The sequence below is a fragment of the Atlantibacter subterraneus genome (assembly GCF_007570865.1).
In the GTDB taxonomy this organism is placed as follows: domain Bacteria; phylum Pseudomonadota; class Gammaproteobacteria; order Enterobacterales; family Enterobacteriaceae; genus Atlantibacter; species Atlantibacter subterraneus.
This window is the reverse complement of the sequence record NZ_VLPS01000003.1, coordinates 672,041-684,474: the sequence shown is the minus strand read 5'-3', so window position 1 is coordinate 684,474 and position 12,434 is coordinate 672,041. Positions and strand designations below refer to the sequence as shown.

Annotated in this window: 9 protein-coding genes; 6 read left to right on the top strand and 3 right to left on the bottom strand. The window is 53.1% G+C overall.

The features are described from left to right. The first annotated feature begins 9 nt into the window (after nucleotides 1–9). Nucleotides 10–1,122, top strand: a complete 1,113-nt coding sequence (locus FND52_RS08855) for a YcbX family protein (RefSeq protein WP_144130532.1) — start codon at nucleotides 10–12, stop codon at nucleotides 1,120–1,122. Here FND52_RS08855 and FND52_RS08850 read toward each other — a convergent pair. Next, entirely contained in the window at nucleotides 1,119–1,661 is a 543-nt protein-coding gene (locus FND52_RS08850; RefSeq protein WP_167509346.1) for a cell division protein ZapC, read from the bottom strand. The two genes, FND52_RS08855 and FND52_RS08850, sit on opposite strands and share 4 nt — an antisense overlap. 162 nt (nucleotides 1,662–1,823) lie before the next feature. Continuing rightward, on the bottom strand, nucleotides 1,824–2,834 hold the full coding sequence (gene pyrD, locus FND52_RS08845; protein ID WP_125291806.1) for a quinone-dependent dihydroorotate dehydrogenase: 1,011 nt from the start codon (nucleotides 2,832–2,834) through the stop codon (nucleotides 1,824–1,826). A gap of 235 nt (nucleotides 2,835–3,069) precedes the next feature. On the opposite strand from pyrD, the gene ssuE reads away from it, so the two are divergent. Next, complete coding sequence (gene ssuE / locus FND52_RS08840) at nucleotides 3,070–3,645, top strand: NADPH-dependent FMN reductase (RefSeq protein ID WP_144130531.1); 576 nt, start codon at nucleotides 3,070–3,072, stop codon at nucleotides 3,643–3,645. A gap of 37 nt (nucleotides 3,646–3,682) precedes the next feature. Here the strand turns inward: ssuE and pepN are convergent, their stop codons facing one another. Further along, nucleotides 3,683–6,295 carry an aminopeptidase N gene (pepN, locus tag FND52_RS08835; protein ID WP_144130530.1) on the bottom strand — a complete coding sequence of 871 codons (2,613 nt, stop codon included), beginning with the start codon at nucleotides 6,293–6,295 and terminating at the stop codon, nucleotides 3,683–3,685. Nucleotides 6,296–6,562: 267 nt separating this feature from the next. Between pepN and pncB the strand changes: the two genes are divergently transcribed. The 4 genes from pncB to aspC all read left to right on the top strand — a co-directional run bounded on the left by pncB (nucleotide 6,563) and on the right by aspC (nucleotide 12,405). Beyond that, on the top strand, nucleotides 6,563–7,765 hold the full coding sequence (gene pncB, locus FND52_RS08830; RefSeq protein WP_144130529.1) for a nicotinate phosphoribosyltransferase: 1,203 nt from the start codon (nucleotides 6,563–6,565) through the stop codon (nucleotides 7,763–7,765). A 171-nt stretch (nucleotides 7,766–7,936) separates the two neighbouring features. Beyond that, nucleotides 7,937–9,337: an asparagine--tRNA ligase gene (asnS, locus tag FND52_RS08825; RefSeq protein ID WP_144130528.1), complete on the top strand. Its 1,401-nt coding sequence runs from the start codon at nucleotides 7,937–7,939 to the stop codon at nucleotides 9,335–9,337. 580 nt (nucleotides 9,338–9,917) lie between these two features. Beyond that, nucleotides 9,918–11,030 carry a porin gene (locus FND52_RS08820; protein ID WP_280114065.1) on the top strand — a complete coding sequence of 371 codons (1,113 nt, stop codon included), beginning with the start codon at nucleotides 9,918–9,920 and terminating at the stop codon, nucleotides 11,028–11,030. A 184-nt stretch (nucleotides 11,031–11,214) separates the two neighbouring features. Continuing rightward, a complete protein-coding gene (aspC, locus tag FND52_RS08815; RefSeq protein ID WP_144130527.1) occupies nucleotides 11,215–12,405 on the top strand; it encodes an aspartate transaminase in 1,191 nt (396 codons plus the stop codon). The last annotated feature ends 29 nt before the right edge of the window (nucleotides 12,406–12,434 follow it).

Genomic DNA, 12,434 nt, shown 5'->3' with positions numbered 1-12,434 from the left:
GAGTGCGCAGTGGTCTTTTTATCTCGTCTTGCAGTTCATCCGGTTAAATCCATGCGCGGCATTCAACTCTCTCATGCACAGGTAAGTTTAAGCGGACTGGCGTTCGATCGCATTTTCATGGTGACAGAAACTGACGGCACCTTTATTACCGCGCGCCAGCATCCGCAAATGGTGCTGTTTACGCCGGCAATTATGCATGATGGTTTGCATCTGCGCGCGCCGGACGGCAGTAGCGCAATGGTGCGTTACAGCGACTTTGCCGCCGCCGCCGAACCGACAGAAGTATGGGGTAATCACTTCACGGCGCTGGTCGCCCCACCGGCGATTAACCAGTGGCTGAGCGGATTTTTCTCCCGCGATGTACAGCTGCGCTGGGTGGGGCCTGAACTGACTCGCCGGGTGAAGCGCCATGAGGCGGTGCCGCTCTCTTTCGCGGATGGTTATCCGTTTTTACTGGCCAATGAAGCCTCGCTGCGCGATTTGCAGCAGCGCTGCCCCGCCAGCGTCAAAATGACCCAGTTCAGGCCGAATATCGTGGTGGCTGGCGCTCAGGCCTGGGAGGAAGATACCTGGGAGGTGATTCGCATCGGCGGCGTGACCTTTGACCTCGCGAAACCCTGTAGCCGCTGCATTTTTACCACCGTTAGCCCGGAACGCGGCATGAAGCATCCTTCAGGGGAACCGCTGGCGACGTTACAATCGTTCCGCACCGCCCAGGACGATAGCGGAGACGTGGATTTCGGCCAGAACCTGATCGCCCGGGAGAGCGGTATTATTCACGTGGGCGATGAAGTGGAAATCCTGAAAATTAAACCGGCGCGGCTTTACGGTCCGGGAGAGGTTGTGGAAGCGATTGAAGTGGAAACCGCGCCACAAAGCGCCGTAGCCATTACCTGGCAGGGAACGACCTTTAAAGGCAATAACCAGCAAATCCTGCTGGAACAGCTTGAGCAACAGGGCATCCGCGTCCCCTATTCGTGCCGGGCTGGCATCTGTGGAAGCTGTCGGATTCGGTTAGTTGACGGGGAAGTAAAAGCGTTAAAACAGAGCGCCGTCGGCGATGATGGCACCATTCTGTGCTGCAGCTGTATTCCGGTAGGGGCCGTTACGCTGGAAAACTAAACGGCCTGATCGAGGCTAAGGCTTTCGGTAATTAACTGCGGTCTTAGCCGGTCGTTCATGATTTTAATCGCATCGCCCAACTGCATGGTGCGTCCCGCCAGGGTTAATCCCGGTTGCGCCAGCAGGCAAAGCGCCGCGTTGTCGCCCGGCTCCACCACCAGCAGGCTCACGCTCTCCTGGGTATCGCTTAAATAGACGCAGGCAGGGTCGCCGCACACGGGTTGCCAGTAATCGTCATGAGAAAGAAAATGCCAGCTTTTCGGCATCTGCGGTTTCAGGAAGCGAATCGCTACCAGCGCATTCAATACCAGTTCGGCCCGCTGATCTTTAGATAATTGCAAATCACGGCATTTTTCTTCGAAGGTGAAATAAAGCGCTGCGTCATCCACGCAAAAGCCGCTGGAAGCAAAGGCGTCAGGTGTGAGCATTTTACGGGCGAAGCGCGAACGAAATAGCATGCCATTAGCCAGGTCGAGCATCATTCTGTCGTGCTCGTCGTCAAAATACCAATGCCAGTTATCGTCCGGTTTAATGCGCATCATTTTTCCCCACCTCTGCCAGCGACGAAATATCATCCTTTTTGCCGCTTCGTTTATAACCCTAATAAAGAAAAGACTAAAATGTCTAAATTAGCAACTGCGCCCGAATATAAAACAACCAGGGCTCAAAATAAAGCCCTGGTTGTCTGTAAGTCAAAAAGCTTAGATATGGGTTACGATTTCTTTAATCAGCGGCGGGCCTTTAAAAATAAAACCGGAATAAATTTGAATCAGCGTTGCGCCTGCCGCCATCTTCTCACGCGCCGCCATCAGGGAATCAATCCCACCGACGCCAATAATTGGCAACCGGCCATTTAATTCCTGAGATAACAGGCGAATAATTTCGGTACTTTTTAATTGCAGTGGCCGGCCGCTTAACCCACCCATTTCCTGGCTGTGTTTCATTCCTTCAACCAGCGATCTGTCGAGCGTGGTATTGGTGGCGATAACCCCATCAATATTATGGCGAACTAAACTGTCGGCAACCTGGATCAATTCTTCCAGCGAAAGATCCGGCGCGATCTTCACCGCCACAGGAACATATTTATGATGTTGTTTTTGCAGTTCTTGTTGCTTATTTTTTATCGCGCTTAAAAGATCGTCAAGCGCTTCGCCATATTGCAGCGAGCGTAAACCCGGGGTATTCGGCGAGGAGATATTGATCGCGATATATCCGGCATACGCATACACTTTATCCATACAGATCAGGTAGTCGTCTTTCCCCTGCTCTACCGGGGTGTCTTTATTTTTGCCGATATTAATCCCCAGCACGCCGTCAAAATGGGCTTTCTTGACGTTCTCAACCAGGTTGTCGACGCCCAGATTGTTGAAGCCCATACGGTTGATCAACCCTTCGGCTTCTACCAGCCGGAAGATCCTCGGCTTGTCGTTGCCCGGCTGCGGGCGCGGCGTTACGGTGCCGATCTCGATCGATCCAAAACCCATCGCGCCAAGCGCATCGATGCATTCGCCGTTTTTATCCAGACCTGCCGCCAGACCCAACGGGTTTTTAAACGTCAATCCCATGCAGGAGACCGGTTTTTCCGGTACACGCTGGCGCACCAGGCGCTCAAACGGCGTGCCGGTAATACGGCGCAGTTGCTGGAATGTCATTTCATGAGCGCGCTCTGGATCGAGCTGGAAAAGGGCTTTACGAACGAAGGGGTAGTACATGAACTCTCCTGGATTCCCGGTATGCAGACCGGGGCGCTATTATCCGTGAATGCGCTCACAAAGTGAATTGACTTATGGCAATAAAGCAACCGTTTCCGCTCATTAAGGTGATTTATGCGAAATTCGGCATTGCTCCGACGGAAAAATCAGTTAGCTCAGGGCATCACCTCTGCGACACTGGGCCAATTGTTATTAATGTTATCAACTTGAAAACCATTGGTTATAAGGAGCTGTGATGCGCATTATCACCCTGGCCGGTAGCCCTCGCTTTCCTTCCCGCTCCAGCGCGCTGTTAGAATATGCCCGCGATCGGCTTAGCGCACAGGATGTGGAGGTCTATCACTGGCATCTGCAAAATTTTGCGCCAGAAGACCTTATCTATGCCCGCTTCGACAGCCCGGCGTTAAAAACTTTTAGTGCGCAGCTGGCGGAGGCGGACGGGCTGATCGTGGCGACGCCGGTTTATAAGGCCTCCTTTGCGGGCGCGTTAAAAACGCTGCTGGATTTATTGCCCGAACGGGCGCTGGAGAAAAAAGTGGTGTTACCGCTGGCAACGGGCGGCAGCGTAGCGCATCTGCTGGCGGTGGATTACGCCCTGAAACCGGTATTAAACGCGCTGAAAGCGCAGGAGATCCTGCACGGCGTTTATGCCGATGACAGTCAGGTGCTGGATTATCAACATAAGCCGGTGTTTAGCGCGAATTTGCAGCATCGTCTCGACGACGCGCTGGATACGTTCTGGCAGGCGTTACACCGTCACGACACCTCTCACCTGGCGTTAAAATGGCCAGAGAACTCGCTGTCGGCATAACGAAAAACGCCCTTCCAGCTGGAAGGGCGTTTTGTTATCAGGCAAGCGCCTTGGTGATTTTCTCGAACAAATCGCCGGAGAGATTGGGCAGCGCTTTAAGCTGTTCAAGCGCCGCACGCATCAGCTGCTGGCGATTTTCATCGTAGCGCTTCAGGCGAATCAGCGGTTCGATCAGGCGTGACGCTACCTGCGGGTTACGGCTGTTCAACTCGGTGAGCATTTCTACCATAAACTGATAGCCGCTGCCGTCCGCCGCATGGAATGCCAGCGGGTTATGCATAGCGAACGCACCAATCAGCGCGCGGATGCGGTTCGGGTTACTCATGCTGAACGAGCGGTGATTGAGCAACGAGCGCACCGTAGCAAGGACGTCTTGCGCCGGGCTGATAGCCTGCAGCATCAGCCACTTATCCATCACCAGCCCGTCCTGATGCCATTTCTCGTCATACTCCGCCAGCAGCGCTTCACGGCACGGCAACTGTGCCACCACCGCTGCCGACAGGGCAGCAATTGCGTCGGTCATATTGTCTGCCTGATGATACTGAGCGGCGATCAGTTTATCGGCCAGCTGCGTATCGCCAAATGCCAGATAGTGCAGGCAAGTATTACGCAGCGCACGTTTGCCGATATCGGCATGTTCGATGCGGTAACCGTCGAGTTTGTTGGCGTTGTACACCGCTAAAAACTCGTCAGCCAGCTCCGTTGCCAGAGTGCGGGTTAACGCGCCATGCACGGCGGCAATCGCTAACGGATCGATAACATCAAACAGCTCGGCAATCTCGTTTTGCGATGGCAGAGTAAGAATTTCTGCCGCCAGCGCCGGATCGATCTGCGCATCCAGCAGGATGGCGCGGAAGGCATCCGCCACGTGCAGCGGCAGCGACAGCGGCTGGCCCTGCTGCTGGCGGGCGACGTTCAGTTTGATATGGGTCGCCAGCAGGCTCTGCGCTGCATCCCAGCGGGAGAAGTCATTGCGGGCGTGGCGCATCAGGAACGTGAGCTGCTGATCGCTCCACTTATATTCCAGTTTCACCGGCGCGGAGAATTCACGCAGCAGCGACGGCACCGGCTGGAAGTAAACGTTATCAAACACGAAAGTCTGTTCGGCCTGGGTAAGATTCAGTACGTGATGCACCGGATGACCGTTGTATTGCAGCGGGATCGCCTTGCCTTCGTTATCGTACAGTTCGATATCAAACGGAATATGCAGCGGATGCTTTTCGGTTTGCTCTGCGGTGGGCGGCGTTCTCTGGCTGATGGTCAGGGTATATTGCTCGGTTTCGGGGTTGTAGTCGTCCTGAACGCTCACCACCGGCGTACCGGCCTGGCTGTACCAACGGCGGAAATGGGACAAATCAACGTTTGACGCATCTTCCATCGCCTGCACAAAGTCATCGCAGGTTGCCGCGCTGCCGTCATGACGCTCGAAATAGAGCTGCATCCCTTTCTGGAAGTTCTCTTCGCCCAGCAGGGTGTGCAGCATGCGGATCACTTCCGATCCTTTCTCATACACCGTCAGGGTATAGAAGTTATTCATCTCAATAACTTTATCCGGACGGATCGGGTGCGCCATCGGGCTGGCATCTTCCGCAAACTGCATGGCGCGCATGGTGCGCACATTATTGATGCGGTTAACCGCGCGGGAACCCAAATCGGAACTGAATTCCTGATCGCGGAACACCGTCAGCCCCTCTTTCAGGCTGAGCTGGAACCAGTCGCGGCAGGTCACGCGGTTGCCGGTCCAGTTGTGGAAATATTCATGACCGATAACGCGTTCAATATTGAGATAATCTTTATCGGTGGCGGTTTCGGCACGCGCCAGCACGAATTTGGAGTTAAAGACATTGAGGCCTTTATTCTCCATCGCGCCCATGTTGAAGAAATCAACGGCGACGATCATGTAGATATCTAAGTCATATTCCAGGCCGAAGCGCGTTTCATCCCACTTCATGGAGTTCTTCAGCGACGTCATCGCCCAGGACGCGCGATCGACATTGCCGCGATCCACATACAGCTCCAGCGCCACTTCACGCCCGGAGCGGGTCGTGAACGTATCGCGCAACACGTCGAAATCCCCCGCCACTAGTGCAAACAGGTAGCACGGTTTCGGGAACGGATCATGCCACTCGACCCAGTGACGACCGTTTTCCAGTTCGCCCTGGCCCATGCGGTTGCCGTTGGAAAGCAGATAGGGGTATTTGGTTTTATCAGCGATAATTTTGGTGGTGAAGCGCGCCAGAACGTCCGGGCGATCCAGATACCAGGTAATGTGCCGGAAGCCTTCCGCCTCACACTGGGTACACAGCGCTTCACCCGACTGATACAGCCCTTCCAGCGCGGTGTTCGCCGCCGGGCTGATTTCATTAACGATTTTCAGGGTAAAGCGGGCGGGCAGTTGCTCAATAATCAGGGCATTATCTTCTAAGCGATAATGCGGCCACGCCTCATCATTCACCTCAAGAGAAATAAGCGTTAAGGATTCGCCATCCAGGCGCAGCGGCGCATCCGACGCCTGCGGGCGATTCACCTGACTAATCGCCGTGACGCGCGTTTTTTGCGCATCCAGCTCAAAGGTTAAATCGATGTCGCTGATGAAATAATCCGGCGCACGATAATCGTGGCGGTATTTGGCTTGTGGCAATTGAGTCATAGAAACCTTATCCATCGTCCGTAGAGTATCGTGCTTCAGTCTATTCTCGTTGCGAAAATGTTGCTATGCAGAATCTTTATCTTTTCTGGCGGTGTAACGCCTTTCACTACATTTATATAACATGCGGCACGAAATGCGCTCGACCAGCCCGGTGTGTTATGTTGTGATCCTGCTTCAATAAACCGATAATCAGGGTATACTCCTGCGTCTTTATCTGCTTTCGCTATCCCAGGAAACGCGCCTGTTAGAGGATGCCAGTTACGCGCCATGACACAATATGCTTCCCCTATTCTGCACTCGTTGTTGGATACCGATGCCTATAAGCTGCATATGCAGCAGGCGGTATTCCATCATTATCAGGGCGTGCATGTCGCCGCAGAGTTTCGCTGCCGCGGTGACGATTTGTTAGGTATTTATGCGCAAGCCATTCGCGAGCAGGTGGATGCGATGCAGCATCTGGCGCTGAGCGATGACGAGTATGCCTGGCTCGCGCAACTGCCGTTCTTCAAAGCGGATTATCTGGCGTGGCTGAAGAATTTCCGCTACGACCCGTCGCAGGTGGAGATCGTGAACGATAACGGCAAGCTGGATATTCGTCTTTCCGGCCCGTGGCTGGAAGTGATTATGTGGGAAGTGCCGCTGCTGGCCGTGATCAGCGAGCTGGTTCACCGTTTCCGCACGCCGGACGTCACCGTCGACAATGCCCTCGATCACCTTGAAAGCAAACTGGTCGATTTTAAGACGCTTACCGCCGACCTGACCCTCGATCGCTTTTATCTGATGGATTTTGGCACCCGCCGCCGTTATTCCCGCGAGGTGCAGCAAGCCATTGTTGAACGCCTCCAGCAGGAATCCTGGTTTGTCGGCACCAGCAACTATGATTTAGCCCGCAGCCTCAATCTGACGCCGATGGGCACCCAGGCGCACGAGTGGTTTCAGGCGCATCAGCAAATCAGCCCGGTGTTGGCCAACAGCCAACGCGCGGCGCTTCAGGCCTGGCTGGATGAATATCCCAACCAACTGGGTATTGCCCTGACGGACTGCATTACCATGGACGCGTTTTTGCGCGATTTCGGGCCGGAGTTCGCTACCCGCTATCAGGGATTGCGCCATGATTCCGGGGATCCGGTGCAGTGGGGCGAGAAGGCTATCGCCCACTATGAAAAATTGCATATCGATCCGCTAACTAAAACTTTGGTGTTTTCCGATAATCTCGATCTCACCAAAGCGCTCGATCTGTATCGTCATTTCGGGTCGCGGGTAAAACTCGGCTTTGGTATTGGCACCCGCCTGACCTGCGATATTCCCGGCGTACAGCCGCTAAACATCGTGATAAAGCTGGTGGAGTGCAACGGTAAACCGGTCGCTAAGCTCTCGGACAGCCCCGGTAAAACCATCTGCCACGATAAAGCCTTCGTGCGCGCTTTGCGTAAAGCCTTTGATTTACCGCAGGTCAAAAAAGCCAGCTAATCCCCGGTTCAGGGAGTTTTTCGGCTCCCTGAACGCCATCACTTTGTGTTTTCTTTATTTCCCGACACGAATTCTGCTTGTTTGCCAGCGCCCGCCAGGTAACATAGATAACCCTCCCCCGTTGGGTGGATAAGCGATTTTTGTTATTGACTACTAACCAGAGAGATAATTATGAGCGTTGTGCCTGTAGCCGACGTACTCCAGGGCCGCGTTGCCGAAGACCTAGAAGTCATCGTGCGCGGATGGGTGCGTACCCGTCGAGATTCAAAAGCTGGCATCTCCTTCCTCGCCGTCTATGACGGTTCCTGCTTTGATCCTATACAGGCTGTCATTAATAATTCTCTGCCCAATTACAATGATGACGTTCTGCGCCTGACCACCGGCTGCTCGGTTATTGTGACCGGCACCGTGGTGGAATCCCCGGGCCAGGGTCAGAGCTTTGAGCTGCAGGCCACCAAAGTAGAAGTGACCGGTTGGGTTGAAGATCCGGACACCTATCCGATGGCTGCCAAACGCCACAGCATTGAATACCTGCGTGAAGTGGCGCACCTGCGTCCACGCACTAATATGATTGGCGCGGTCGCCCGCGTTCGCCATACCCTGGCGCAGGCGCTGCACCGTTATTTTGACGAGCAGGGCTTCTTCTGGGTATCTACGCCGCTGATCACCGCCTCTGACACCGAAGGTGCGGGCGAAATGTTCCGCGTCTCCACGCTGGACCTGGAAAACCTGCCGCGTAACGATCAGGGCAAAGTCGATTTCGATAAAGACTTCTTCGGTAAAGAAGCCTTCCTGACCGTTTCGGGCCAGCTCAACGGCGAAACCTATGCCTGTGCGCTGTCAAAAATCTATACCTTCGGCCCGACCTTCCGTGCGGAAAACTCCAACACCAGCCGCCATCTGGCAGAGTTCTGGATGCTGGAACCGGAAGTGGCATTTGCCACCCTGGATGATGTCGCTGCGTTAGCCGAAGGCATGCTGAAATACGTGTTCAAAGCGGTGCTTGACGAACGTATGGACGACATGAAGTTCTTCGCCGAGCGTGTCGATAAAGACGCCATTGGCCGTCTGGAGCGTTTCATCTCCGCTGACTTCGCCCAGGTAGATTACACCGAGGCGGTAAAAATCCTTGAAGCCTGCGGCGAGAAGTTCGAGAACCCGGTTTACTGGGGTGTCGATCTGGCTTCCGAGCACGAGCGTTATTTGGCTGAAAAACATTTTAAAGCGCCGGTTGTTGTCAAAAACTATCCGAAAGACATTAAAGCGTTTTATATGCGTCAGAATGAAGACGGCAAGACCGTGGCGGCTATGGACGTGCTGGCACCGGGCATCGGTGAGATCATCGGCGGCTCCCAGCGTGAAGAGCGCCTCGACGTACTTGATGTGCGTCTCGAAGAAATGGGCCTCAATAAAGAGGATTACTGGTGGTATCGCGATCTGCGCCGTTACGGCACCGTTCCGCACTCCGGTTTTGGGCTCGGTTTTGAGCGTTTAATCGCTTATGTGACCGGCGTTCAAAACGTTCGCGACGTGATTCCTTTCCCACGTACCCCACGCAACGCCAGTTTCTAATCCAAAAAAGCCGGGTTTTCCCGGCTTTTTTTCGTTGTGCTGTGTCAATTTTTGTCTACATAAATTCAACATTTGTTCGCTTCAACCCCCTCTTCACTCCCTAACGTAACCGGGTATTAACTCGAAATAATTTTCGATAAAAAATATCCCTGCTTTTCTTGCACCATTTTTAAGTGATGGACATAGCACATTTGGCTAAATATCACACAGACATCCAGCCATCTGAATCGACTCTTTTGAAAAGTGAGAATAATTGTCGTTAAGGCGAAGAAAACCCGTTTATCATAATTAAACATAAGGTTTTCATATATATAGAATAGGAACGTCTTAAAATTGTTCAGCTGAGTGATTTATTTTGATGTGGTTCACAAAGTTCCCAAAAATACACAATTAGTTACACATTATTGCTTTTGGTTACTGTGTTTGCATATTTGTAGCACTTTCACTGTAGCTAATCCTTAATATGAATGGAAAGATGCCTCCAGACACAGAAAGACACCAAACTCTCATCAATAGTTCCGTACAGAATTATTGACGGCAGTGGCAGGTGTTCAAAAAAAACCAATGAGGGTAATAAATAATGATGAAGCGCAATATTCTGGCAGTGGTTATCCCTGCTCTGCTGGTAGCTGGTGCAGCTAACGCTGCAGAAATCTATAACAAAAACGGCAACAAACTGGACCTGTACGGAAAAGTAGTTGGTGAGCACGGTTTCGTGACCTCTGGTGACAACACCACCAACGGCGACTCTTCTTACGCTCAGATCGGCTTCAAAGGCGAAACTCAGGTTACCGATCAAGTGACCGGTTACGGCCAGTGGGAATACCGTGCTAAAGCCAGCAAAGCTGAAGGCAGCCAGGACAACGTAACGCGTCTGGCGTTCGCGGGTATCAAAATTGCTGACGCAGGTTCTCTGGACTACGGTCGTAACTACGGTATCGTATACGACGTAGAATCCTACACCGACGTGTCTCCGTCTTTCTCTGGTGAGACCTGGGCGGGCAACACTGACAACTACATGAACAACCGTTCTACTGGCCTGCTGACCTACCGTAACAGCGATTTCTTCGGTCTGGTTGATGGTCTGAACTTCGGTGTGCAGTATCAGGGTAAAAACGACCGTGACAACCTGAAACAGGCTAACGGTGACGGCGTTGGTTACTCTCTGGGTTACAACTTCGCTGAAGGTTTCAGCGTAATCGGTGCCTACAGCAACTCTAACCGTACCACCTCTGGTTCCGGCCTTAACGGTGCTTTCGGTCAGAAAGACGATGGTCGTGGCGACCGCGCTGAAGCATGGTCTGTTGGTACTAAGTACGACGCCAACAACATCTACCTGGCGGCGATCTATGCAGAAACCCGTAACCAGACTGCAACTGGCCGTTCTATCTATGACATCGCTAACAAAACTCAGAACGTTGAAGTGGTAGCTCAGTACCAGTTCGACTTCGGTCTGCGTCCGTCCGTATCTTACGTTTACACCAAAGGTAAAGACCTGGTTGATCCGGTTACCGGCTCTTCTTACGACCGCGACCTGGCTGAATACTTCACCGTAGGTACTTACTACTACTTCAACAAGAACTTCAACGTATACGCTGACTACCGCATCAACATGCTGGACAACGACGACGCTTCAACCGCACTGGTTGGCGTTGACGACCAGGTTACCCTGGGCGTAACTTACCAGTTCTAATCGATATAACCTCGTTATCGATAAGACAAAAACAGGGCTTCGGCCCTGTTTTTTTATGCCCGAAAGTGAAAAACACCAGATTTACCAAACAGCTAATCTTTTGCGGGCAAACGGTTGGCATTTAGTAAAACTCCCGTTAACCTGATAGCGAATTTCCCTTCTGATATCACAATGGAACCTCGTCATGTTTGAGAACATAACTGCCGCCCCTGCCGACCCGATTCTTGGTCTGGCGGACCTGTTTCGCGCCGATGAACGTCCGACTAAAATCAACCTGGGTATTGGTGTTTATAAAGATGAAACCGGTAAAACCCCGGTTCTCACCAGCGTGAAAAAAGCCGAACAATATTTGCTGGAAAATGAAACCACCAAGAACTACCTGGGTATTGATGGTATTCCTGAATTTGGCCGCTGCACCCAGGAGCTGCTGTTCGGCAAAGGCAACGCGCTGATCGCCGATAAACGCGCCCGCACTGCCCAGACCCCTGGCGGCACCGGCGCACTGCGCGTGGCGGCGGATTTCCTCGCTAAAAACACTGACGTAAAACGCGTCTGGGTAAGCAACCCGAGCTGGCCGAACCACAAAAGCGTGTTCAACTCTGCCGGTCTGGAAGTGCGTGAATACGCCTATTACGACGCACAGAACCACACGCTGGATTTCGATGGGTTACTGAATAGCCTGGCGGATGCCCAGGCAGGCGACGTGGTGCTGTTCCACGGCTGCTGCCATAACCCAACCGGGATCGATCCGACGCTGGAACAGTGGCAACAGCTGGCACAGCTATCGCTGGATAAAGGCTGGCTGCCGCTGTTCGACTTCGCCTATCAGGGCTTCGCCCGTGGTCTGGAAGAAGACGCTGAAGGCTTGCGCGCGTTTGCTGCGCTGCATAAAGAGCTGATCGTCGCCAGTTCCTATTCCAAAAACTTTGGTCTGTATAACGAGCGCGTTGGTGCCTGTACGCTGGTCGCCAGCGATGCGGATACCGTCGATCGTGCATTCAGCCAGATGAAGTCCTGCATCCGCGCCAACTACTCCAACCCGCCAGCGCACGGTGCTTCTGTGGTAGCGACCATTCTGAGCAATGACGCGCTGCGCACCATCTGGGAACAAGAGCTGACCGATATGCGTCAACGCATCCAGCGCATGCGTCTGCTGTTTGTCAGCACCCTGCAGGAGAAAGGCGCGAACCGTGATTTCAGCTTTATCATTCAGCAGAACGGCATGTTCTCGTTCAGCGGACTGACTAAAGAACAGGTACTGCGCCTGCGCGAAGAGTTTGGCGTTTACGCCGTCGCTTCTGGCCGCGTTAACGTGGCGGGCATGACGCCGGATAACATGGCGCCGCTGTGCGAAGCGATTGTCGCCGTGCTGTAATCCACGATAAGAAGTAACAAGGGCCGCGT